Origin of the sequence: Streptomyces sp. NPDC058308, from assembly GCF_042880275.1 — a bacterium.
Taxonomy (GTDB): domain Bacteria; phylum Actinomycetota; class Actinomycetes; order Streptomycetales; family Streptomycetaceae; genus Streptomyces.
Map to the genome: position 1 here is coordinate 14,358 of NZ_JBHVZA010000045.1, position 22,627 is coordinate 36,984.

At 72.1% G+C, this 22,627-nt stretch carries 22 protein-coding genes; 7 read left to right on the plus strand and 15 right to left on the minus strand.

What is annotated here, in order from left to right:
- The first annotated feature begins 14 nt into the window (after window positions 1-14).
- Window positions 15-743, plus strand: a complete 729-nt coding sequence (locus ACFVYL_RS35545) for a TetR/AcrR family transcriptional regulator (protein ID WP_389723661.1) — start codon at window positions 15-17, stop codon at window positions 741-743.
- Between the two features lie 85 nt (window positions 744-828).
- Here the strand turns inward: ACFVYL_RS35545 and ACFVYL_RS35550 are convergent, their stop codons facing one another.
- Genes ACFVYL_RS35550 through deoC form a run of 3 tightly spaced genes read right to left on the minus strand, consistent with a single transcriptional unit; the run spans window position 829 to window position 4,087 of the window.
- Window positions 829-1,713, minus strand: a complete 885-nt coding sequence (locus tag ACFVYL_RS35550; protein ID WP_389723664.1) for an aldehyde dehydrogenase family protein — start codon at window positions 1,711-1,713, stop codon at window positions 829-831.
- The gene (locus tag ACFVYL_RS35555; RefSeq protein WP_389723667.1) at window positions 1,706-3,145 is read right to left on the minus strand and encodes an aldehyde dehydrogenase family protein; all 1,440 of its coding nucleotides are present in this window, start codon (window positions 3,143-3,145) and stop codon (window positions 1,706-1,708) included. The genes ACFVYL_RS35550 and ACFVYL_RS35555 overlap by 8 nt, the downstream gene beginning before the upstream one ends.
- 3 nt (window positions 3,146-3,148) lie before the next feature.
- Entirely contained in the window at window positions 3,149-4,087 is a 939-nt protein-coding gene (gene deoC, locus ACFVYL_RS35560; RefSeq protein ID WP_389723732.1) for a deoxyribose-phosphate aldolase, read from the minus strand.
- Window positions 4,088-4,278: 191 nt separating this feature from the next.
- Here deoC and ACFVYL_RS35565 point away from each other — a divergent pair, with 191 nt between their 5' ends.
- On the plus strand, window positions 4,279-4,914 hold the full coding sequence (locus ACFVYL_RS35565; protein ID WP_389723669.1) for a PH domain-containing protein: 636 nt from the start codon (window positions 4,279-4,281) through the stop codon (window positions 4,912-4,914).
- A gap of 88 nt (window positions 4,915-5,002) precedes the next feature.
- On the opposite strand, the gene ACFVYL_RS35570 is transcribed toward ACFVYL_RS35565, so the two are convergent.
- The 4 genes from ACFVYL_RS35570 to ACFVYL_RS35585 all read right to left on the minus strand — a co-directional run bounded on the left by ACFVYL_RS35570 (window position 5,003) and on the right by ACFVYL_RS35585 (window position 9,821).
- Window positions 5,003-6,244: a hypothetical protein gene (locus ACFVYL_RS35570; protein WP_389723672.1), complete on the minus strand. Its 1,242-nt coding sequence runs from the start codon at window positions 6,242-6,244 to the stop codon at window positions 5,003-5,005.
- A 155-nt stretch (window positions 6,245-6,399) separates the two neighbouring features.
- Entirely contained in the window at window positions 6,400-8,043 is a 1,644-nt protein-coding gene (locus ACFVYL_RS35575) for a phospho-sugar mutase (RefSeq protein ID WP_389723675.1), read from the minus strand.
- A 345-nt stretch (window positions 8,044-8,388) separates the two neighbouring features.
- Window positions 8,389-9,213 carry a purine-nucleoside phosphorylase gene (locus ACFVYL_RS35580; protein ID WP_389723677.1) on the minus strand — a complete coding sequence of 275 codons (825 nt, stop codon included), beginning with the start codon at window positions 9,211-9,213 and terminating at the stop codon, window positions 8,389-8,391.
- A 170-nt stretch (window positions 9,214-9,383) separates the two neighbouring features.
- Window positions 9,384-9,821, minus strand: coding sequence for a gamma-glutamylcyclotransferase (locus tag ACFVYL_RS35585; protein WP_389723680.1), 438 nt, complete (start codon window positions 9,819-9,821; stop codon window positions 9,384-9,386).
- Between the two features lie 120 nt (window positions 9,822-9,941).
- Between ACFVYL_RS35585 and ACFVYL_RS35590 the strand changes: the two genes are divergently transcribed.
- Both ACFVYL_RS35590 and ACFVYL_RS35595 read left to right on the plus strand, forming a co-directional pair.
- The gene (locus tag ACFVYL_RS35590; protein WP_389723683.1) at window positions 9,942-11,390 is read left to right on the plus strand and encodes an NAD(P)H-quinone dehydrogenase; all 1,449 of its coding nucleotides are present in this window, start codon (window positions 9,942-9,944) and stop codon (window positions 11,388-11,390) included.
- A 176-nt stretch (window positions 11,391-11,566) separates the two neighbouring features.
- Window positions 11,567-12,538 carry a DeoR/GlpR family DNA-binding transcription regulator gene (locus ACFVYL_RS35595; RefSeq protein ID WP_389723686.1) on the plus strand — a complete coding sequence of 324 codons (972 nt, stop codon included), beginning with the start codon at window positions 11,567-11,569 and terminating at the stop codon, window positions 12,536-12,538.
- Between the two features lie 88 nt (window positions 12,539-12,626).
- Here ACFVYL_RS35595 and ACFVYL_RS35600 read toward each other — a convergent pair whose 3' ends face one another.
- From ACFVYL_RS35600 to ACFVYL_RS35615, 4 genes are all read right to left on the minus strand, one after another.
- Window positions 12,627-13,190 carry a TetR/AcrR family transcriptional regulator gene (locus ACFVYL_RS35600; protein WP_389723736.1) on the minus strand — a complete coding sequence of 188 codons (564 nt, stop codon included), beginning with the start codon at window positions 13,188-13,190 and terminating at the stop codon, window positions 12,627-12,629.
- A gap of 154 nt (window positions 13,191-13,344) precedes the next feature.
- The gene (locus tag ACFVYL_RS35605; RefSeq protein ID WP_361716011.1) at window positions 13,345-13,518 is read right to left on the minus strand and encodes a hypothetical protein; all 174 of its coding nucleotides are present in this window, start codon (window positions 13,516-13,518) and stop codon (window positions 13,345-13,347) included.
- A gap of 5 nt (window positions 13,519-13,523) precedes the next feature.
- Window positions 13,524-14,483 carry a hypothetical protein gene (locus ACFVYL_RS35610; RefSeq protein WP_389723689.1) on the minus strand — a complete coding sequence of 320 codons (960 nt, stop codon included), beginning with the start codon at window positions 14,481-14,483 and terminating at the stop codon, window positions 13,524-13,526.
- Window positions 14,484-14,710: 227 nt separating this feature from the next.
- Window positions 14,711-16,483, minus strand: a complete 1,773-nt coding sequence (locus tag ACFVYL_RS35615; RefSeq protein WP_389723692.1) for an acetyl/propionyl/methylcrotonyl-CoA carboxylase subunit alpha — start codon at window positions 16,481-16,483, stop codon at window positions 14,711-14,713.
- Between the two features lie 366 nt (window positions 16,484-16,849).
- On the opposite strand from ACFVYL_RS35615, the gene ACFVYL_RS35620 reads away from it, so the two are divergent.
- Window positions 16,850-17,305 carry a hypothetical protein gene (locus ACFVYL_RS35620; protein WP_389723695.1) on the plus strand — a complete coding sequence of 152 codons (456 nt, stop codon included), beginning with the start codon at window positions 16,850-16,852 and terminating at the stop codon, window positions 17,303-17,305.
- A gap of 47 nt (window positions 17,306-17,352) precedes the next feature.
- Here ACFVYL_RS35620 and ACFVYL_RS35625 read toward each other — a convergent pair whose 3' ends face one another.
- The 4 genes from ACFVYL_RS35625 to ACFVYL_RS35640 form a co-directional block, all read right to left on the minus strand.
- Window positions 17,353-17,961 carry a Maf family protein gene (locus tag ACFVYL_RS35625; protein WP_389723698.1) on the minus strand — a complete coding sequence of 203 codons (609 nt, stop codon included), beginning with the start codon at window positions 17,959-17,961 and terminating at the stop codon, window positions 17,353-17,355.
- Between the two features lie 105 nt (window positions 17,962-18,066).
- On the minus strand, window positions 18,067-18,195 hold the full coding sequence (gene mmpB, locus ACFVYL_RS35630; protein WP_361170439.1) for a morphogenic membrane protein MmpB: 129 nt from the start codon (window positions 18,193-18,195) through the stop codon (window positions 18,067-18,069).
- Window positions 18,196-18,266: 71 nt separating this feature from the next.
- Window positions 18,267-18,473: an acyl-CoA carboxylase epsilon subunit gene (locus tag ACFVYL_RS35635; RefSeq protein WP_389723700.1), complete on the minus strand. Its 207-nt coding sequence runs from the start codon at window positions 18,471-18,473 to the stop codon at window positions 18,267-18,269.
- Window positions 18,474-18,490: 17 nt separating this feature from the next.
- The gene (locus ACFVYL_RS35640; RefSeq protein WP_389723703.1) at window positions 18,491-20,125 is read right to left on the minus strand and encodes an acyl-CoA carboxylase subunit beta; all 1,635 of its coding nucleotides are present in this window, start codon (window positions 20,123-20,125) and stop codon (window positions 18,491-18,493) included.
- 127 nt (window positions 20,126-20,252) lie between these two features.
- Here ACFVYL_RS35640 and ACFVYL_RS35645 point away from each other — a divergent pair, with 127 nt between their 5' ends.
- Complete coding sequence (locus tag ACFVYL_RS35645; protein ID WP_389723706.1) at window positions 20,253-21,116, plus strand: biotin--[acetyl-CoA-carboxylase] ligase; 864 nt, start codon at window positions 20,253-20,255, stop codon at window positions 21,114-21,116.
- A 231-nt stretch (window positions 21,117-21,347) separates the two neighbouring features.
- Window positions 21,348-22,568 (plus strand): adenylate/guanylate cyclase domain-containing protein, encoded by a 1,221-nt coding sequence (locus tag ACFVYL_RS35650; protein ID WP_389723708.1) that lies wholly within the window; start codon window positions 21,348-21,350, stop codon window positions 22,566-22,568.
- The last annotated feature ends 59 nt before the right edge of the window (window positions 22,569-22,627 follow it).

The window sequence follows — 22,627 nt, forward strand, 5'->3', positions numbered from 1 at the left end:
GATACGCTGTACGCATGGTCACGCAGAAGAAGGACGAACCGGAGGTCACCCTCTGGGAGCGCCTGGAACGCCCCGCGTCCGCGCCCCGCACGGCGCTCACTCCCCAGCGCATCGCCGCCGTCGCGGTCCGGGTCGCCGACGCCGAGGGCATCGCGGCCGTCACCATGCGCCGCCTCGCCACCGAGCTGGGCGTCGCGCCCATGGCCGCGTACCGCCATGTCTCGGGCAAGGACGACCTGCTGGCGCTGATGGTCGACACGGTCTCGGCCGAGCTGGGGCCGCCCGCCGAGGTGACGGGCTGGCGCGACGTGCTGCGGGAGTCCGCGCGCGCCACCCGCGAGATGACGCTGCGGCACCGGTGGATGGCCGAACTGCCCACCCCGCTGCACGCGTTGACGCCGAACCGGTTCGAGTCGGCGGAGCGTCAGCTCGCCGCGCTCGACGGGCACGGCCTCGACGTCGACACGATGATGGCCGTCTTCCGCACCGTCACCGCCTACGTGGGCGGCATGGTCCGGTCCGAGGTGACGCTGAGCGAGTACCTGCGGCGGCAGGACTGGAAGTCTCCGGACGAGATGAGGATCGGCCTCGCCCCGCAGATGACCTACCTGATCGAGACCGGGCGCTACCCCACGTACCGGCGCTACACCCACGAGGCGACGCGCAAGGACGACCCGTCCTGGGAGTTCGAGACGGGCCTGGAGTGCGTGCTCGACGGGATCGCGGCACGTTTCGGGCTGTGAACCGCCCAGAGGTATCCAGAGGTATGACGACGAAGCCCCGGTCTCCTGGACGAAAGGAGGCCGGGGCTTCGCGGTGCGGGAGCGGCTAGTAGGCCGAACCGGACGCGCCGAGCGAACCCGTCGGGTGCCAGACCGTCTTGGTCTCAAGGAAGGCCGTCAGGCGGTGCGTCCCGGGGTCGGCGGAGAAGTCCACAGGCTGTGGACGCAGCACGCGCTTGAGGTTGTCCGCGGCCGCGATCTCCAGATCGCGCGCCAGGTCCGCGTCCGCACCCGTCAGGTCGATCGCGTTGACGTCCTGGTGGGCGGCGAGCGGGGCCGCGATCTCGGCGGTCTTCCCGGTCAGGATGTTGACCACGCCACCGGGCACGTCGGATGTCGCGAGGACCTCGCCCAGCGAGAGCGCGGGCAGCGGGGACTTCTCGGCGGCGACGACGACGGCCGTGTTACCCGTCGCGATCACCGGGGCGACCACGGAGACCAGGCCCAGGAACGACGACTCCTGGGGCGCGACGACCGCGACCACACCGGTCGGCTCCGGCGTCGACAGGTTGAAGAACGGGCCCGCGACCGGGTTCGCCCCGCCCACGACCTGGGCGATCTTGTCGGTCCAGCCCGCGTACCAGACCCAGCGGTCGATCGCCGCGTCGACCTGGGCGACGGCCTTGGACTTGGAGATGCCCTCCGCGTCCGCCACCTCCCGTACGAACTGGTCCTTGCGGCCCTCCAGCATCTCCGCGACGCGGTAGAGGACCTGGCCGCGGTTGTACGCGGTCGCGCCGGCCCAGCCCCCCTGCGCCTTGCGCGCGGCCACGACGGCGTCACGCGCGTCCTTGCGGGACGCCAGCGGCGCGTTGGCCAGCCACTTGCTCTTGGAGTCCGTCACCTCGTACACCCGGCCGCTCTCGGAGCGGGGGAACTTGCCCCCGACGTACAGCTTGTAGGTCTTGAGAACCGTGAGTCGGTCAGACATCGAGGTACGCCTCCAGCCCGTGCCGGCCGCCCTCGCGGCCGAAGCCCGACTCCTTGTATCCGCCGAACGGCGACGTCGGGTCGAACTTGTTGAAAGTGTTGGCCCAGACGACGCCCGCCCGGAGCTTGTTCGCGACCGCGAGGATGCGCGAGCCCTTCTCCGTCCAGATGCCGGCGGAGAGCCCGTACTGGGTGTTGTTGGCCTTGGCGACCGCCTCGTCCGGCGTGCGGAAGGACAGCACCGAGAGCACCGGGCCGAAGATCTCGTCGCGGGCGATGGTGTGCGCCTGCGTGACGTTGGTGAAGAGCGTCGGCGCGAACCAGTAGCCGGAGGACGGCAGGTCGCACGGCGCCGACCAGCGCTCGGCGCCCTCCGCCTCGCCGGTCTCGGCGAGCGCGGTGATGCGGGCGAGCTGCTCGGCGGAGTTGATGGCGCCGATGTCGGTGTTCTTGTCGAGCGGGTTGCCCAGGCGCAGGGTGGCCAGGCGCCGCTTGAGCGCGTCGAGTACCTCGTCCTGGACCGACTCCTGTACGAGGAGACGCGAGCCCGCGCAGCAGACCTGGCCCTGGTTGAAGAAGATGCCCGTGACGATGCCCTCGACCGCCTGGTCGATGGGGGCGTCGTCGAAGACGATGTTCGCGCCCTTGCCGCCCAGTTCGAGCGTGACCTTCTTGTCCGTGCCCGCGACCTGGCGGGCGATCGCCTTGCCGACGGCGGTCGAGCCGGTGAAGGCGACCTTGTTCACGTCGGGGTGGGAGGTCAGCGCCGCGCCCGCGTCGCCGTACCCGGGAAGGATGTTGACGACGCCCTTGGGCAGGCCCGCCTGGCGGCAGATGTCCGCGAAGAACAGGGCGCTCAGGGGGGTGGTCTCGGCGGGCTTCAGGACGACCGTGTTGCCGGTGGCGAGCGCCGGGGCGATCTTCCAGGCCAGCATCAGGAGCGGGAAGTTCCACGGGATGACCTGGCCCGCGACGCCGAGCGGGGCCGGGTTCGCGCCGTACCCCGCGTGGTCGAGCTTGTCGGCCCAGCCCGCGTAGTAGAAGAAGTGCGCGGCGACCAGGGGGAGGTCGGCGTCGCGCGTCTCCTTGATGGGCTTTCCGTTGTCCAGCGTCTCCAGGACGGCCAGTTCGCGGCTGCGCTCCTGGATGATCCGGGCGATGCGGAAGAGGTACTTGGCACGCTCGGCGCCCGGCAGCGCGGACCACTTCTCGAAGGCCTTGCGGGCGGCCTTCACGGCGCGGTCGACGTCTTCGGAGGAGGCCTGCGCGACTTCGGAGAGGACCTCTTCGGTCGACGGGGAGACCGTCTTGAAGACCTTGCCGTCGGCGGCCTCGGTGAACTCGCCGTCGATGAACAGGCCGTAGCTGGGCGCGATGTCGACGACGGAGCGGGACTCGGGCGCGGGTGCGTACTCGAAAGGAGTGGAGGTCATGGGTCAGTCCACCGTCACGTAGTCAGGGCCGGAGTAGCGTCCTGTGGCCAGCTTCTGGCGCTGCATCAGCAGGTCGTTGAGGAGCGACGAGGCGCCGAAGCGGAACCAGTGGTTGTCCAGCCAGTCGGGTCCCGCCGTCTCGTTCACCAGGACGAGGAACTTCACCGCGTCCTTGGTGGAGCGGATGCCGCCCGCGGGCTTCACACCGATCTGCACGCCGGTCTGCGCGCGGAAGTCGCGGACGGCCTCCAGCATCAGCAGCGTGTTGGACGGGGTGGCGTTGACGCCGACCTTGCCCGTCGACGTCTTGATGAAGTCGGCGCCCGCGATCATGCCGATCCAGCTGGCGCGCTTGATGTTGTCGTACGTCGAGAGCTCACCGGTCTCGAAGATGACCTTCAGACGGGCGGTGCCGCAGGCCTCCTTCACGGCGCGGATCTGCTCGAACACCGTCATGTAGTCCCCGGAGAGGAAGGCGCCCCGGTCGATGACCATGTCGATCTCGTCGGCGCCCGCCGCGACGGCCTCGCGCACGTCGCCGAGCTTGACGTCGATGGCGGCGCGGCCCGCGGGGAAGGCGGTCGCCACGGAGGCGACCTTCACGCCGCTGCCCGCGACGGCCTCCTTGGCGGTGGCGACCATGTCCGGATAGACGCAGACGGCCGCGGTGCGCGGGGTCCCGCGGTCGGTCGGGTCCGGATGCACGGCCTTCGCGCCGAGCGCCCGGACCTTGCCGGGGGTGTCGGCGCCCTCGAGCGTCGTCAGGTCGATCATCGAGATGGCCAGGTCGATGGCGTACGCCTTGGCCGTGGTCTTGATCGAACGGGTACCGAGCGAGGCGGCACGCGCCTCCAGGCCGACCGCGTCGACGCCGGGCAGTCCGTGCAGGAAGCGGCGGAGCGTGCTCTCGGACGCGGTCACGTCAGCGAATGCAGTGGGCATGGTCACGAGGGGAGCATATCTACGCGCGTAGCTGCTGTACAGGGGTGGGGGCGGGGCCGCCTCCGGGGCGGGGGCGAGTGGCGCGGGCGAGCGGGGGCGAGTGGCGCGGGCGCGCCTGTCGCGGGGCCGCTTCCCGGTACGGGTGGGTACCGGCGCTGGGGGGCCGGGCGGGCTTCAGGCAGAATCAGGGTATGAGCGACCCCCAGAACCCCGTGGCGGAGCCCGCGTACAAGGACCGCACCTTCCGGTCCCCCGCCGGCATCGCCGGCGGCATCCTGCTGCTCGCCCTGGGCGCCTGGCTCGGCATCGACGCCGTCGCCCGCGGCGAGGGCCGCACCCCGTGGCTCGCGCTCGCCGGACTGCTGATCGCGGTGCCGCTGGTCATCGCGTACACCCTGCGGCCCGTCGTGTCCGCCAACGACGACCGGCTCCGCATCCGCAACCCGTTCCGGACCATCACGCTGCCGTGGGCGTCCGTCGCGACGCTCCGCTCCGGATACTCCAACGAGGTCCTGACCGGCACCGGCGCCAAGTTCCAGCTCTGGGCGATCCCCGTCTCGCTGCGCGGCCGCAAGCGGGCGGCACGCAGGCAGTCGCAGGCCGCCGCGGCCGGCGACCCGACGACGGGCCGCCCCTTCCTCGACCCCAACGCGCCGTCCACGCGCTCCGCGGGCGACCAGTCCATGGACGACCTCCGCGAACTGGCCGAACGCCAGGCGAGCGCCGAGTCCGCGCAGGGCGATCCCGTGGTGCGCTGGGCGTACGAGATCATCGCGCCGGCTCTCGCGGGCGCGGTGCTGCTTGCGGTGCTGCTCGCCGTGACCTGAGCTGAGATGGCTTGGGCTGATCTGAGCTGATGTGGGCTGAGCTGACCTGACCTGAACGTGGGCTGACGTGGGTGCGAGTCCGGTTGGTTTACGGCGGGCCCAGCCACGCCAGGAGCATGTGGCCGCCGGACGCCGCCGAGCCGAGCGCCGCCGCCGTCAGCACCGTCACCGTCACCCGCGTCCTCGCCCGCGCGAGCGTCACGGCGAGCGGCAGCAGCAGCGGAAAACCGGGCAGCAGGAAGCGGGCCCGCGGGAAGTACACCCCGCTGCTGCCCAGGACGATCAGCAGCAACAGGCCGGTGAACAGCAGCAACGGCACCGGCTGGCCGTCCCCCGCGCAGAGCGCGAAGAGGACCACCGCCCCCAGCAGCGTCGCCGTCACCATGGCCAGGAACAGCGGCGGCCGCTCGACCACGAGCAGGCCCTGCATCCGGCGCAGCGTCTCCACGCCGCCGTCCCAGTCGTTGCGCCACAGCTTCTGCACGGCGAAGTAGCCGTCCCAGCGGCCCAGGCGCAGGCCCACCCACGCGACGTACGCGAGCCAGCCGAGCGGGGCGAGCAGGGCGCCCAGGACGGGGCGCAGGGGGTGGGGGGAGCGGGGTACGGAGAAGCGGCCCCACAGCGACAGGAGCGCCGTCACGGACACCGCCGCGGCGAGCGCCACCCCCGTGGGGCGGGTGAGCCCCGCGAGTGCGGCCAGAGAGCCCGCCCACATGTATCGGCCGGTGAGTACCGCGTACAGCGACCAGGCGGTGAGCGCCGTGAAGAGCGATTCCGTGTAGCCCATCCACTGCACGAGCGCGACCGGCAGGCTGCCCCAGAGAACCGCGAGGACGACCCCGGCCCGGCGGCCGTACAGCCGGTCGCCCACCGCGAAGATCCCCCACGCCGCGAGGAACGAGCAGACCAGCGCGATGCCCAGGCCCGCCGCGCCGCGCGGCAGCCAGGGGAACAGCGTGTCGCCCGCCCTGACGAGCATCGGGTGCAGCGGGAAGAACGCCAGGTTGTTCGCGTCGATCCGGGTCCCGAGGGTGTCCGTGTACCCGTGTGCGGCGATCTTCAGGTACCAGTCGCAGTCCCAGGACCTCATCAGCAGATGCCGGACCCCGCGGTGCTCCCGGTGCGCCCACTCGGTGAGGACGAGCAGGCCGAGGACGCGCACGGCGGCGTACGCGAGGAGCGCGGGGGAGGCGTGCCGCAGGGCCCGGGCCACGCGGCCGCCGAAGCCCGCGGGCGGGCGGGCGACGCCGCCGGGGCTCCTGGACGGGGGTACGCGGGACGGGGCGGCGGTGGCGGTGGCGGTGGAAGAGTCGGAGATTCCGTACGGCACTGCGGCAGCTCCCCGGAACGTGATCGTGCGCTACCGGTCGTCCCTTCCTGGGGGACCGGCAGCGCACCGGATCACTGCGGCAGCTGCGCTAGCGGAACCACTCGCACGGGTGGCCTCGGGTGCGCCTCGGGTGCGCCGCTGGTGCCGCGCTCCCGTCAGATGCCCGCCGCGGCCGACAGGTCGCGCTTGATCGTCGCGAGCGTCCGCGCCGCCTCGGCTCGGGCCGCGGGGAGGTCCGCCTTGGACGCCACCGGGACCACCACCTCCAGGTAGCACTTGAGCTTCGGCTCCGTACCGCTCGGGCGCACGATCACCCGGGCGCCGTCGAGCGTGTAGCGCAGGCCGTCCGTGGGCGGCAGGGCGTCCGTTCCCTGCGTCAGATCCTCCGCCTTGCTCACGGGCAGGCCCGCGAGCTCCGTCGGCGGCTGCTCGCGCAGGCGGCGCATCGCGTCGGCGATCAGGGACAGGTCCTCCACGCGCACCGACAGCTGGTCGGTGGCGTGCAGACCGTGCTCCACGGCCAGGTCGTCGAGCAGGTCGAGGAGCGTACGGCCCTGCTCCTTCAGCTCGGACGCGAGTTCCGTGAGGAGGAGGGCGGCGGTGATGCCGTCCTTGTCGCGGACGCCCTCGGGGTCCACGCAGTACCCGAGTGCCTCTTCGTAGCCGTAGCGCAGGCCGTCCACGCGGGCGATCCACTTGAAGCCGGTCAGGGTCTCCTCGTACGGGAGGCCCGCCTTGTCGGCGATGCGGCCGAGGAGGGACGAGGAGACGATCGACTCGGCGAAGGTGCCTCGGGCGCCGCGGGCTACCAGGTGTGCGGCGAGGAGGGCGCCCACCTCGTCACCGCGGAGCATTCGCCATTCTTCGCCGTTCTTGACGGCCGCCGCGCAGCGGTCCGCGTCCGGGTCGTTGGCGATGATCAGGTCGGGGGCGGGCGTCGTGCGGGACGCCGTCGCGAAGGCCAGGTCCATCGCGCCCGGCTCCTCCGGGTTCGGGAACGCGACCGTGGGGAAGTCCGGGTCCGGTTCGGCCTGCTCGGCGACGAGCGTGGGCGCGGGGAAGCCGGCGCGGGCGAAGGCGGCCAGGAGGGTGTCCTTGCCGACGCCGTGCATGGCCGTGTAGACGGCGTGGGCGGTGCGCGGGGAGTCCGGGGCGAGGACGGCGTCCGTACGGGCCAGGTAGGCCGCCAGGACGTCGTCGGAGAGGGTTTCCCAGCCGGCCTCGGGGCGCGGCACGTCGTGGAGGCTCGTGATCGCGTCGATCTCGGCGGCGATCTCCGCGTCGGCGGGCGGCACGATCTGGGAGCCGTCGCCGAGGTACACCTTGTAGCCGTTGTCGCGGGGCGGGTTGTGGCTGGCCGTGACCTCCACGCCCGCGACCGCGCCGAGGTGCCTTATGGCGAAGGCGAGCACGGGGGTCGGGAGGGGGCGGGGGAGGACGGCCGCGCGCAGACCGGCGCCGGTCATGACGGCGGCCGTGTCGCGGGCGAAGTCGGCGGACTTGTGGCGGGCGTCGTAGCCGACGACGACCAGGCCGTCGGTCTGTCCCTTCGCCTTGAGGTACGCGGCGAGGCCCGCGGCGGCGCGGATGACCACGGAGCGGTTCATGCGCATGGGGCCCGCGCCGAGTTCGCCGCGGAGTCCTGCGGTGCCGAACTGGAGGGTGCCGGCGAAACGGGCGGTCAGTTCGGCGGTGTCCTCGGCGTCGATGAGCTTGGCCAGCTCTTCGCGGGTCTCGGGGTCAGGGTCCTCGGCGAGCCAGGCCTTGGCCCGTGCGATGAGTTCGGAGTGGTCCTGCACGTGTGCTCACCTCTCGGGTGGGGTGGCGGCGGCTGGTGTCGCCTTCGGTTCGGGTGTGGGGCGGGGCCGTGGCGGTATGTCCGTCCTCGCTATCCCGGTTCCCTGTCGTGGTCATGCACCTCGGCACGTGGCCACTGTGCTCCGGGCGGACATACCGCCACGGCCCCTCAGGCCGGTTCGGCGGCTGCGGGCCGGTGGTCCGTCCGCCATCGGCCATCGGCCATCGGCCATCGGTCATCGGCCATCGGTCATCGGTCATCGTGCCGCTGGGCGGTGGGCACAGCCCCCGTCGGGGGTGTGTGACGGGGGCTGTGCCCAGGCGTCGTCGATGGGGCCGTCCCGCGGTCAGATGCGGCCGAGGACCTTGCCGAGGAGATTGCCCATGCGGGTGGCGCTGTCGCGGCCCGCCTGGAGGACCTCTTCGTGGTTCAGGGGCTCGCCCGTCATGCCCGCGGCGAGGTTCGTGACGAGGGAGATGCCGAGGACCTCCGCACCCGCCTCGCGCGCGGCGATGGCCTCCAGGACGGTCGACATGCCGACCAGGTCCGCACCGATCGTGCGGGCCATGCGGATCTCGGCGGGCGTCTCGTAGTGCGGGCCGGGGAACTGCGCGTAGACGCCCTCTTCGAGGGAGGGGTCGATCTCCTTGCAGAGGGTGCGCAGCCGCGGCGAGTACAGGTCCGTGAGGTCGACGAAGTTCGCGCCGACGATCGGGGACGTCGCCGTCAGGTTGAGGTGGTCGCTGATCAGGACCGGCTGGCCGGGGCGCATGCCCTCGCGCAGGCCGCCGCAGCCGTTGGTCAGGACGATGGTCTTGCAGCCGGCGGCCACCGCGGTGCGGACACCGTGGGCGACGGCGGCGACGCCGCGGCCCTCGTAGTAGTGGGTGCGGCCCAGGAAGACCAGCGCGCGCTTGTCGCCGATCTTGATGGAGCGGATGCGTCCACCGTGGCCCTCGACCGCGGGGGGCGGGAAGCCGGGCAGCTCGGTGACGGGGAAGTCGGCCTCGGGCTCGCCGAGCGCGTCGACGGCGGGCGCCCAGCCGGAGCCCATCACGAGGGCGACGTCGTGGGTCTCGGCGCCCGTCAGCTCACGCAGACGCGCGGCGGCGTCGTCGGCGGCGGCGTAGGGGTCGCCCTGGATGTGGTCCGGAATAACTGAAGCGTTCACGCGGACGAGAGTAGCCGCTCATGGCCTACGCGCGTAGATGACGATGCTTACGGGATTGCGATCGTTGTCTTGTCGTTTCCGACGAGGGCGGGCGCGGGTGGGCGAGGGCCGACGAGGGCCGACGAGGGTGGACTAGGGCGGCGGCCGCACGGGGGCGGGAGCCGTGGGCCCTAACAGGGGCGCTTGCGCAGTTCCATCACGTAGTCGTGGGGGGCGCCCGCCGATTCCGCCGCGTCGGCCAGCTCGCCCAGGTACCGCGCGGAGGGCAGCCCGCCCTCGTATCCGTTCAGGACGTACACCCAGGCGGGTTCCTCGCCCTCCAGCGTGTGGACGCGGACCCGCATGCGCCGGTAGATGTCCAGGCCCACGCCCTCCCACCGGTCCATGGAGTCCTCGTCCATGGGAGCGATGTCGTAGAGCGTGACGAAGACCTGGGAGCGCGGAGCCTCGACGAGGGTGGCGAGCGCGCCTTCCCAGCCCATGTGCTCCCCGCCGAACGTGAGCCGCCAGCCGGTCAGCCAGCCGGTCGCGCGCAGCGGTGAGTGCGGGGCGCGGCGTGACATGAGCCGCGGATCCAGATTGCCGGCGTACGCGGCGTAGAGCGACATGTCGTCGAGGGTACGGCAGCAATCACGTACGCCCCTCACGTAGCGGGAGGACCGCCCGGACGGGGGGCGTTCCACGGACGGAGGGCCCCGGCGCGTAAGCACCTTGAAGCGTGCGGGACAATGGAGTACGTGACTCGGATCGTGATCATTGGCGGCGGACCCGGCGGATACGAGGCGGCTCTTGTGGCCGCCCAGCTCGGCGCGGAGGTGACCGTCGTCGACTGCGACGGTCTGGGCGGGGCGTCGGTGCTCACCGACTGCGTGCCGTCCAAGACACTGATCGCCACGGCCGAGGTGATGACCACCTTCGACTCCTCGTACGAGGAGCTGGGGATCATCGTCGCGGACGACACCCCCCACATCGACACCCCCGCGCGCGTGGTCGGCGTCGACCTGGGCAAGGTCAACCGCCGTGTGAAGCGGCTCGCGCTCGCGCAGTCCCACGACATCACCGCGTCCGTCACCCGTGCGGGCGCGCGCGTGCTGCGCGGCCGGGGCCGCCTCGAGGGCCAGCAGGACACCGACGGCTCGCGGAAGGTCGTGGTGCGCGCCGCCGACGGGAGCGAGGAGACCCTCGTCGCCGACGCCGTGCTGATCGCGACGGGCGGCCACCCCCGCGAGGTGCCGGACGCCCAGCCCGACGGCGAGCGGATCCTGAACTGGACCCAGGTGTACGACCTCGACGAGCTGCCCGAGGAGCTCATCGTGGTCGGCTCGGGTGTCACCGGTGCCGAGTTCGCCGGCGCCTACCAGGCCCTCGGGTCCAACGTCACGCTCGTCTCCAGCCGTGACCGCGTGCTGCCGGGCGAGGACCCGGACGCGGCCGCCGTCCTGGAGGACGTCTTCCGCCGCCGCGGCATGAACGTCATGTCCCGCTCCCGCGCCGCCTCCGCCAAGCGGGTCGGGGACCGGGTCGAGGTCACGCTCAACGACGGCCGCGTCATCTCCGGCACCCACTGCCTGATGGCCGTCGGCGCCATCCCGAACAGCAGCGGCATGGGTCTGGAGGAGGCCGGGGTCAAGCTGAAGGACTCGGGCCACATCTGGACCGACAAGGTCTCGCGGACCTCCGCCCCCGGTGTGTACGCCGCCGGTGACGTGACCGGGATCTTCGCGCTGGCCTCCGTCGCCGCCATGCAGGGGCGCATCGCGATGTACCACTTCCTGGGCGACGCGGTGCAGCCGCTGAATCTGAAGGCCGTCTCGGCGAATGTCTTCACCGACCCGGAGATCGCGACCGTCGGTTACAGCCAGGCCGATGTCGACGGCGGCAAGATCGACGCCCGTGTCGTCAAGCTGCCGCTGCTGCGCAATCCGCGCGCGAAGATGCAGGGCATCCGCGACGGTTTCGTCAAGATCTTCTGCCGCCCGGGTACGGGAATCGTGGTCGGCGGTGTGGTCGTCGCACCGCGCGCCTCGGAACTGATCCACCCCATCTCGATCGCGGTCGACAACAATCTGACGGTCGAGCAGATCGCGAATGCGTTCACCGTGTACCCATCGCTTTCGGGGTCGATCGCCGAGGTGGCGCGTCAGCTCCACACGCGGAAGACGGCGGGCGAGGGTTGATCCGGGCTGCGGCCTGAAACAACTCTTCGCAGGTCACGGAGTGTTGTCGCCCATTCGCGCGGCATAGGCGCCGGGCGTAAGCACCTATACCACTTCCCACCCTGTCGTGCGAACAACTTCTGTAATTCGGCGCAAACTGCTGAAAGCAGACGGTCGTTGGGGTTACTGTCAGTTTCGTGTTCGCTGCAGAACGTCGCCAATTGATCCTCGAAATGGTGCGGGCCAACGGGGCGGTATCGCTCCGTGAGCTCGCCCGCGTCGTCCAGACCTCCGAAGTGACCGTACGGCGGGACGTGCGCGCGCTGGAGGCAGAAGGACTCCTCGACCGCCGACATGGCGGTGCGGTATTGCCGGGCGGATTCACGCGGGAGTCCGGCTTTCCGCAGAAATCACATCTCGCGACCGCCGAGAAGACGGCTATCGCCGATCTCGCGGCGGGTCTCGTCGAAGAGGGCGAAGCCATCGTCGTCGGGGCGGGTACGACCACGCAGGAGCTGGCCCGACGGCTCGCGCGGGTTCCCGGCTTGACCGTCGTCACCAACTCCCTTCTGGTGGCGCAGGCGTTGGCCCATGCCAACCGCGTCGAAGTCGTCATGACCGGCGGCACCCTGCGCGGCTCGAACTACGCGCTCGTGGGCAGCGGAGCCGAGCAGTCCCTCCAGGGGCTGCGGGTGACGCGGGCCTTCCTGTCGGGCAGTGGTCTGACCGCGGAGCGCGGGCTCTCCACGTCCAACATGCTCTCCGCGAGCGTGGACCGCGCGCTGGTCCAGGCGGCGGCCGAGGTCGTGGTCCTCGCGGACCACACCAAGCTCGGCACCGACACGATGTTCCAGACGGTGCCGACGGACGTCATCACGCGCCTGGTCACCGACGAGCCGCCGGGGCACGACGACCGCGCGGCCACGGAACTGCAGGCCCTGGCCGACCAGGGCGTACAGATCGCGGTGGCGGGCGGTGCCGTCGGCCCCGGCGCGGGGCCCGGTGCCGAGGCCGCCCAGAAGGGGCGTCAGCAGCGCCGGGACGTGCCCCTGCCGGGGCAGCGCCGCAACCACGGGGCGGGACCGGGCCAGCAGCTGCGGAGCGCCGTCCTCGGGGAGCAGCCGCCCGGGGAGCGGGCCGCGCGCGTCGCCGACCTGCGCCGCCACTGAGAGCCCGTGCCGGGTCCCCGGCCGCGACGGTAGGTGGCGCGACGGCGCGTGGTCTGGCGGTGGGTGGCGTGGCGGTGGGGCGAGGGTGTTACGTCGTCGACTGCCCGTCCGCCTTCAGGCCTCGCAGGGTCAGCGTGAGCAGGCGGTCGGCCAACTCCGGATCGTCCGGGGTCTCTTCGGCCGCCAGCGAGATCGCGTTGGTCAGCTGGAGCAGGTCGGAGATGGAGACGTCGGGGCGCACGGCCCCTGCCTCCTGGGCGCGGGCAAGGAGCGCCGCGCCCGCCTCGCGCATGGGCTTGCTGCACCGCGCGAGCGCCGAAGTGTCGTCGTGCGACGCCGTCATGAGGGCGCTCGACAGGCCGCGATACTCACCCGCATGAGTGATGATGGCGCGCAGCCACGCCACCAGCGCGGCGCAGGGCTGCGGGTCGTCGAGCAGCGCGTGCGAGCGCGCGAGCAGATCGCTCACCGCGTCCTCCCACACCGCACTCATCAGCGCGTGCCGGTTGGGGAAGTGCCGGTAGAGCGTGCCGATGCCGACGCCCGCCCGGCGCGCCACGTCCTCCAGGGAGGTGCCCGTGCCGTGCTCGGCGAAGGCGGAGCGCGCCTCGGCGAGGAGCCGGTCGTAATTGCGGCGGGCGTCGGCCCGCATGGCCCGCGCCGACTGTGCCGTCTGCTGCGGCGCTCTCGCCTGCTGGCCCATGCCGGTCGTCATCCCCGCACCCTTCGTGAACGTACGCGTACCTCAAGGATGCCACTCACCGCGCCGCCCTCTCGGGTGAGGGCAGGGGCGCGGACGGGTCCGGTCAGGGCTCCCCGCGGGTGAAGAACGCGTCCAGCTCGGCCCTGGCCCTGCGCTCGCGCCGGTGCGGCGGCAGGGCGCCGCCGCGCAGGTTCCGGGTCAGCCACAGGACCAGCGGATACGTGACACAGGTGCCGATGAGCGCGCCGCTCAGCACTCCTGCGGCCAACTCGCTCATGATCATCAACTCGCTTTCGTGCGGAGCTTTTTGGTGGCGTGCCCGGGGTCGGTGTGGCCGGGTTCGGTGGTGTGCCTGGGGGCGGTGGCCTTCCCGGGTTCGGTAGCCTTCCCGGGTCTGGCGGGGCGGTGGGAGCCGTCGCGGGCCGTCTCGATCATCGTGGCGCCGTTGTCCGGGACCACCGCGCCGTAGCCGAGCAGCCGCCAGCGGACGTCGACGGCGTCGCTCTCGTAGTACGGCACCGGGCCCGCCGTCGACGGCACCAGGAGCGGTGCGGGCCGCCGGGCGCAGGCGTGGCAGGCGGCGATCTCCTCGACGCCGTCCGTGATGCCCGGGACGCCCGGGGGTGCCACGCGCGCGTGCCCGCGCTCGTGCAGCGGGTTGAAGTAGCAGGGCGGGTCGGGCCGCAGCGGCTGCTCCGTCACCAGGGCCGCCAGGGCGCGCATCCCGATGCGGCTGAACTCGACCGCCGCGACCAGCTCCCCCAGGGCGTACGCGGAGTCGTAGGCGGGGTCCGGGCTCAGCGGTCCGTCGCAGGCCGGGCGGATCACCGAGTTGCTCGCCTGGATGGCCGCCGTGACGGCGAACGAGGCGAGCTCGGCGCGCAGTTGCTCCGAGAGCGAGCAGGTGTGGTGCAGCGCGTCGCCGAGCGCGGCCGCGTCGCTGAGGAGTCCCGCGCGCCGCTCGGCGTCCGGGCGCAGGGCCTCGGGGTCGCACCCCGGGTCCGGCAGCGGTGCGCGCCAGTCGGGCGCGGGCAGCGGCAGGGCGAAGGTGTAGGGGCGGCGCCTGCCCAGTGGCAGATGCGTGAAGCGGCGTAGGAGCGCCACGGAGAGGCCTGCGGCCAGCCCCAGGACGAGTCCCGCCTCGTAGCGCTGCCCGGCGTCGGCGGTCGCCGCGAGCCAGCCGCCTGCGCCGATGGCGCCCGCCGCGGCGAGCAGCCCGAACATGTCCCCCGTGCGTTTCACTGAAGTCCCCCCGTGGTCTTCGGCTCTACGAGGGGGAGGACGCGGGGCGGGAGCGGGGTGGTTGCGAGTGCTCCGCAGCGGGGCTCGGTCGATCACCGGCTTCGCCGAGTTCGTCCTCAATCGCCGGGCGGGCTGGAATCACCCGGAGGGGCTGAGAAATCAGCCCCTCCGGCGATTGAGGAGCGGGGTCCGGGGCGGAGCCCCGGGAGACCTCGCGACGTCGACCGTCAGTCCTTGATCTCGCAGATCATCGCCCCGGAGGTCAGGCTCGCGCCCACCTCCGCGGTGAGGCCCTTGATGGTGCCCGAGCGGTGCGCGTTCAGGGGCTGTTCCATCTTCATGGCCTCCAGGACGACGACCAGGTCGCCCTCGTTGACCTCCTGGCCCTCCTCGACCGCGACCTTGACGATCGTGCCCTGCATGGGCGAGGCGAGGGTGTCGCCGGAGGCGGCCGGGCCGGACTTCTTGGCCGCGCGGCGCTTGGGACGGGCGCCGCCCGCCGCCGCGGTGCGCGCGATGGTCATGCCGAGGGAGGACGGCAGCGAGACCTCGAGGCGCTTGCCGCCCACCTCGACGACGACCGTCTCGCGGCCCGGCTCCTCGTCCGTCTCGGCGTCCCCCGTGGCCGTGAACGGCGGGATCTCGTTGACGAACTCGGTCTCGATCCACCGGGTGTGGACCGTGAACGGGTCGCTGGAGCCGGTCAGTTCCGGCGCGAACGCCGAGTCCCTGACGACGGCACGGTGGAAGGGGATGGCGGTGGCCATGCCCTCCACGTTGAACTCGTCCAGCGCGCGGGCGGCACGCTGCAGCGCCTGCTCCCGCGTCGCGCCGGTGACGATCAGCTTGGCCAGGAGCGAGTCCCAGGCCGGGCCGATGACCGAGCCGGACTCCACGCCCGCGTCCAGGCGGACGCCGGGGCCGCTCGGCGGCGCGAACGTGGTGACGGCGCCGGGCGCGGGCAGGAAGCCGCGGCCCGGGTCCTCGCCGTTGATGCGGAACTCGAAGGAGTGACCGCGCAGCTCCGGGTCTGAGTAGCCGAGTTCCTCGCCGTCGGCGATGCGGAACATCTCGCGGACCAGGTCGATGCCCGCGACCTCTTCGGTGACCGGGTGCTCCACCTGCAGACGCGTGTTGACCTCCAGGAAGGAGATCGTGCCGTCGACGCCGACGAGGAACTCGACGGTGCCCGCGCCCACGTAGCCGGCCTCCTTGAGGATGGCCTTCGACGCGGCGTACAGCTCGGCGTTCTGCTCGGGCGTCAGGAACGGCGCGGGCGCCTCCTCGACGAGCTTCTGGTGGCGGCGCTGCAGCGAGCAGTCACGGGTCGAGACGACGACCACGTTGCCGTGCTTGTCCGCCAGGCACTGGGTCTCCACGTGCCGGGGCTTGTCGAGGTAGCGCTCGACGAAGCACTCGCCGCGGCCGAAGGCCGCCACGGCCTCGCGGACCGCGGAGTCGTACAGCTCGGGGACCTCTTCGAGGGTGCGGGCGACCTTCAGGCCGCGCCCGCCACCGCCGAAGGCGGCCTTGATGGCGATGGGCAGGCCGTTCGCCTGGGCGAAGGCGACCACCTCGTCGGCGCCCGACACGGGGTCGGGGGTGCCGGCGACCAGCGGGGCGCCGGCGCGCTGCGCGATGTGCCGCGCGGCGACCTTGTCACCCAGGTCGCGGATGGCCTGCGGCGGCGGGCCGATCCAGTTCAGGCCCGCGTCGATGACGGCCTGCGCGAAGTCGGCGTTCTCCGAAAGGAAGCCGTAGCCGGGGTGGATGGCATCCGCCCCCGCGTCCTTGGCCGCGGCCAGCACCTTGGAGATGTCCAGGTAGCTGGTGGCCGGAGTGTCACCGCCCAGCGCGAACGCCTCATCGGCTGCCCGTACATGCAGAGCGTCCCGGTCCGGGTCTGCGTAGACGGCTACGCTCGCGATCCCTGCGTCCCGGCATGCCCGGGCAACGCGGACAGCGATTTCGCCACGGTTGGCGATGAGCACCTTGCGCACGATGGCTCCCTCCTTGAAACAAGCCGAGTTTAGGGACTGCCGACACGGGCTTACGACCCGTCCCCAATGGTGAGCTTGCCCACACGGAGTGTGACTCGAGGCCGGCTAGGTCCGCGAAATCCCTTGTCGTACCGGAGTAGACGGGGTCTCTCCACGGCAGCGTAGCCCGCCGGTGTGGTCAAGGTCTCTGTGCGTCCGCGCTGCGGAGGTGCCGCTTTCTTTGTGGAGTCCCTACGAATGGCCCAATGATTCTTTGCCTGCGGCACGGCTCTTGTCCCGGGGTTTACCGGTTAGTAGCGTTCACCGTGGCTCGAACGTACTTGGGGTAACAGCAGCGGATCGGCAGCGGAAAGAGGGTGGGGCGCCGTGGCGCGCAGACCGGTGGCCTGGGTGGGCGCGATCGTTCTTCTCGCGGAGGCGGTCGGGATCGCACTCCTCAACTGGTTCCTCGGCCTCGTCGTCGACAAGCAGGACATGTCCCTCGCGGGCCTCGACCCGCACGCGATGACCGTCTCGACCTGGATCGCCGGCGTCCTCTTCGGCGGCTACCTCGCGCTGTGCGCCGTCGTCCTGGCCCGCACCGCCGCCCGCGACCGCGCCCCCGGCACCTTCGGGCGGCTGCTCCTGATCAGCTGCGCCGTCGTGCACGGGCTGCTCGGTGCCTTCTGCGTCGGCCTGGTGGGCTGGGCCGCGTTCGTCTTCATGATGGTCGCGCTCGGCCTGATCGTGCTGCCCCTTGTGGCGTACGAGAAGAAGGCGCGGCGGGACGGCGCCGCGGAGGGCGAGGGGGCGCCAGGGAACGGCGCCCCGCAGCCCGCCTGAGCCGTCTCGCGCGGCCACGTCCGAGCCGTCTCGCGCGGCCCGGTGGTCTACCGCTGCCACAACTCCGTGATGCCCACTCCCAGTTCGCCCAGGAGGCGGCGGAGCAGCGGCAGCGAGAGGCCGATGACGTTGCCGTGGTCGCCCTCGATGCCCTCGATGAACGGCGCCGAGCGGCCGTCGAGCGTGAACGCCCCGGCCACGTGCAGCGGTTCGCCGCTCGCGACGTACGCGGCGATCTCGTCGTCGGACGGCTCGCCGAAACGGACCACCGTCGAGGCCGTCGCCGACGCGTACCGCCCGGAGGCGGTGTCGTAGACGCAGTGGCCCGTCTGCAGTACGCCCGCGCGGCCGCGCATGGACTTCCAGCGGGCGGTGGCCTCCTCGGCGTCGGCCGGTTTCCCGAGGGCCTGGCCGTCGAGCTCGAGGACCGAGTCGCAGCCGATGACCAGCGCGCCCTTGGCGTCCGGCCGCGCGGCGACCACGGAGGCCTTGGCCTCGGCCAGGGCGAGGGCGAGCTCGGCGGGGGTGGGCGCGGACACCTTGTCCTCGTCGACGCCGCTGACGATCACCTCGGGGGCGAGGCCCGCCTGCCGGAGCAGGCCGAGCCGGGCGGGCGACTGGGAGGCGAGGACGAGACGGCGGGGCTGATCACTCATGCGGGTCAGCGTAGGCGCTGTGCCGGGCTGCATGTGCCGCGTTCGTGCGGGCAGGGGGTGGCTGGCCGCGCGGTTCCCCGCACCCCTCGCGCCCCCTCCGGGCGCTCAGTGGATGCCGAGCACGAACATCGCCACGACCATGGCCAGGGCGAGCACGAGGCCCGCGCGGCGCATCTTCGCCTGCAGGTCCCGCATGTCCTTGGGAGGGTTGTCCTCAGGGTCCGACCACAGCATGCAATCGATGGTGCGAGCGGACGGGCCGGGGCGCCTGAGTACGCGTACTCAAGTTCCCCGGCCCGAGTGCCCTAGCCGGGCCAGTAGGTGCGGCCCCACGCGGTGGGCGAGGGGGCGGGGAGCCGGTGGCGGGCCACTCGCGCCGGGTCGGCCCAGGAGTCGGGCAGCGCGGGCGCGCCGGCCGTTCCGTCGGCCAGGGCCGCGGCGCGCGCCTGGACCACCGCCAGGGCGGCGGCCAGCTCCTCCGGGGTCGGGTTGCCCCGTACGACCTTGATCATGAGCCCTCCCTGAGGGACTAGAGGGGGATGTTGCCGTGCTTCTTCGGAGGGAGGGATTCCCGCTTGGTGCGCAGCTGACGCAGGCCGCGGACGAGATGCGACCGGGTCTCCGACGGCATGATCACCGCGTCCACGTAGCCGCGCTCGGCCGCCGTGTACGGGTTGAGCAGCGCGTCCTCGTACTCCTGGATGAGCTGCGCACGGGTCGCCTCCTGGGCGGCCTCGTCACCGGCCGCGGCGATCGTGCGGCGGTGCAGCACGTTCACCGCGCCCTGCGCGCCCATGACCGCGATCTGCGCGGTCGGCCAGGCGAGGTTCAGGTCGGCGCCCAGGTGCTTGGAGCCCATCACGTCGTACGCGCCGCCGAAGGCCTTGCGCGTGATGATCGTGATCAGCGGGACGGTGGCCTCCGCGTACGCGTAGATGAGCTTCGCGCCGCGGCGGATGATGCCCGTGTGCTCCTGCTCGACGCCCGGCAGGAAGCCCGGCACGTCGACGAAGGTGATGACCGGGACGTTGAACGCGTCGCAGGTGCGGACGAAGCGGGCGCCCTTCTCGGAGGCGTCGATGTTCAGGCAGCCGGCGAACTGCGTCGGCTGGTTGGCGACGATGCCCACCGGGCGGCCCTCGATCCGGCCGAAGCCGGTGAGGATGTTCGGCGCGAACAGCGGCTGCGTCTCGAAGAACTCGGCGTCGTCCAGGACGTGCTCGATGACGCCGTGCATGTCGTACGGCTGGTTGGCGCTGTCCGGGATCAGCGTGTCGAGCGCCAGGTCCTCGTCCGTGGGCGCGAGGTCGGCCTCCTCGGGGAAGGCGGGCGGCTCGCTGAGGTTGTTCGAAGGCAGGTAGGAGAGAAGGGACTTGACGTACTCGATGGCGTCCTTCTCGTCGCCCGCCATGTGGTGCGCGACACCGGAGGCACTGTTGTGGGTACGGGCGCCGCCGAGCTCCTCGAAGCCGACGTCCTCGCCGGTGACCGTCTTGATGACGTCGGGCCCGGTGATGAACATGTGCGAGGTCTGGTCGACCATCACCGTGAAGTCGGTGATCGCGGGGGAGTAGACGGCGCCGCCCGCGCAGGGGCCGACGACCAGGCTGATCTGCGGGATGACGCCGGAGGCGTGGGTGTTGCGGCGGAAGATCTCGCCGTACATCCCGAGGGCCATGACGCCCTCCTGGATGCGGGCGCCGCCGGAGTCGTTGATGCCGATCACCGGACAGCCGGTCTTCAGCGCGAAGTCCATGACCTTGACGATCTTCTGGCCGAAGACCTCGCCGAGGGCGCCGCCGAAGACGGTGAAGTCCTGCGAGAAGACGGCGACCGGGCGGCCGTCGACCGTGCCGTAGCCGGTCACCACGCCGTCGCCGTACGGCCGGTTCTTCTCCAGGCCGAAGTTGGTCGAACGGTGCTGCGCGAACTCGTCGAGTTCGACGAAGGAGCCCTCGTCGAGCAGGAGTTCAATCCGCTCGCGGGCCGTCAGCTTCCCCTTGGCGTGCTGCTTCTCGACCGCGCGGGTCGAACCGGCGTGCTTGGCCTCCTCGATGCGGCGCTGCAAATCGGCGAGCTTTCCCGCGGTCGTATGGATGTCGATGGCGCCATGGTCGGCGCTGCGGTCTGACGCGGGCACGTTGGGCTCTTCCGGCTCGGACATCGGGATGCGGCTCCCTGCCTGCTCAAAGGGGCTTGTCTAACGGCGGTGCGGCTGGCTACTGACCCGTAGCGTATCGGCGCCGATACCGTTCGGCAGTGCGGCGTTTACCACACCTAAGGTGGCTTGCATGACGCCGCCAGATGCTGAAGACAATCGCTGGTCCGACCTCGACAGGCCGCCGCTCGGCGCCGCATCGCTGCGGCGGGCGCTGCTGCGGGAGGGCGGTCTGTGGTCCTCCCTGGACGTGGTGGCCGCCACCGGCTCCACCAACTCCGACCTCGCGGCGCGCGCCGACGAGCTGCCCGAGGGCGCGGTGCTCGTCGCCGAGGAGCAGAGCGCGGCCCGCGGGCGCCTGGACCGCCGGTGGTCCGCGCCCGCCCGCTCGGGCCTCTTCTTCTCCGTCCTGCTCAAGCCCGACGAGGTGCCGGTCGAGCGGTGGGGCTGGCTGCCGCTGCTCACCGGTGTCGCCGTCGCCACGGGGCTCTCCCGGGTGGCCGGCGTGGACACCGCACTCAAGTGGCCCAACGACCTCCTGGTGACCGTGGGCGACGAGGAGCGCAAGGCGGGCGGCATTCTCGTGGAGCGGGCGGGGTCCGCGTCCGGCGGGGGCGTCGTCGTCGGCGTCGGCATCAACGTCACGCTCCGCGAGGACGAGCTGCCGGTGCCCACGGCGGGTTCCCTCGCCCTGGCAGGTGCGGGCACCACGGACCGTGACCCGCTGCTGCGGGCCGTCCTGCGCTCCCTGGAGCAGTGGTACGGGGAGTGGCGCGACGCGGGCGGCGACCCCGCGGCGTCCCGGCTCCAGGAGGCCTACGCCGCCGGTTGCGCCACGCTCGGCCGCCGCGTGCGCGCGGAGCTCCCCGGCGACCGGTCGATCGTGGGCGAGGCGGTCGCGGTGGACGGCGACGGCCGCCTGGTTCTCGCCACGGAGGAGGGCGTGCAGGAGCCGGTGGGGGCGGGGGACATCGTGCATCTGAGGGGTGCGGAGTGAGGGCCGTCCGCTTCGGGTGACCCAGGGACTTCCGGCCGGGTCGGGGGCCGGTCATGGGGGGGCGGGAGTGAGCTGCGGCACACCTGCCGTGCTGTGTTTGCCCGGGGGCGACCCCCGGACCCCCGGCCGTCAATGAGCCGGTCGTGGGAGTCGGGAGTGAGCTGCGGCACACCTGCCGTAAAGTTGGCGCCGGTCGATACCTGACCGCGGCAGATCGGAAGGGCAGCAGGCGTGACCGTCGACGACACGGGCTCCGGCGAGGGTGTGCACCCCGCCTCCCACGGCGGGTCCGGCCGTACCGGTGGGTCCGCGGCCGCCCGTGACGGCGGGGCGGAGGGTGCGGTGCCGGACGTCTCCGGGGTGCCCGAGGTGCCCGAGGTGGACGACAGGGGCGAGGGCGAGGCGGAGAGGGACCCGCTGGCCCTGCGCCTCGAACAGCTCATCCTCGGCGCCGACCGCAGGTACACACCGTTCCAGGCGGCCCGCAGCGCGGGCGTATCGATGGAGCTGGCGTCCCGCTTCTGGCGGGCCATGGGCTTCCCCGACATCGGCCAGGCCAAGGCGCTGACCGAGGCCGACGTGCTCGCTCTGCGCCGTCTCGCCGGTCTCGTCGAGGCGGGCCTGCTCAGCGAGGCGATGGCCGTGCAGGTGGCGCGGTCCACGGGGCAGACCACGGCGCGGCTCGCCGAGTGGCAGATCGACTCCTTCCTGGAGGGGCTCACCGAGCCGCCCGAGCCCGGCATGACCCGCACCGAGGTCACGTATCCGCTGATCGAGCTGCTCCTGCCCGAGCTGGAGGAGTTCCTCGTCTACGTCTGGCGGCGCCAGCTCGCCGCCGCCACCGGCCGGGTGGTGCAGGCCGCGGACGACGAGGAGATGGTCGACCGGCGGCTCGCCGTCGGCTTCGCCGACCTGGTCGGCTTCACGCGGCTGACGCGCCGCATGGAGGAGGAGGAGCTCGGCGAGCTCGTCGAGGCCTTCGAGACCACCGCCGCCGACCTGGTCGCCGCGCACGGCGGCCGGCTGATCAAGACCCTCGGCGACGAGGTGCTCTACGCCGCCGACGACGCGGGCGTCGCCGCGGAGATCGCGCTGCGGCTCATCGAGACCATGGCCAACGACGAGACGATGCCGGAGCTCCGCGTCGGCATCGCCTTCGGAACCGTGACGACCCGCATGGGCGACGTCTTCGGCACGACCGTGAACCTCGCGAGCCGCCTCACGTCGATAGCTCCACGGGACGCCGTCCTCGTCGACGGCGCCCTCGCGGAGGAGCTGACGCGGACCGGCGATGCGCCCGCCTCCGAGGCGGACGCCGCGGAGGAGGCCGCCCAGGCGGAGAAGGAGGGCGAGGAGCCGCCTTCCTACCGTTTCGCGCTCCAGCCGATGTGGCAGCGCCCCGTGCGCGGCCTTGGCGTCGTCGAACCGTGGCTGCTCGCCCGCCGGGGCTGACCCCTTCCCGAGCCCGGGCCCGGCTGACATGATCGCCGGGTAACGGTCGTTAACCGGAG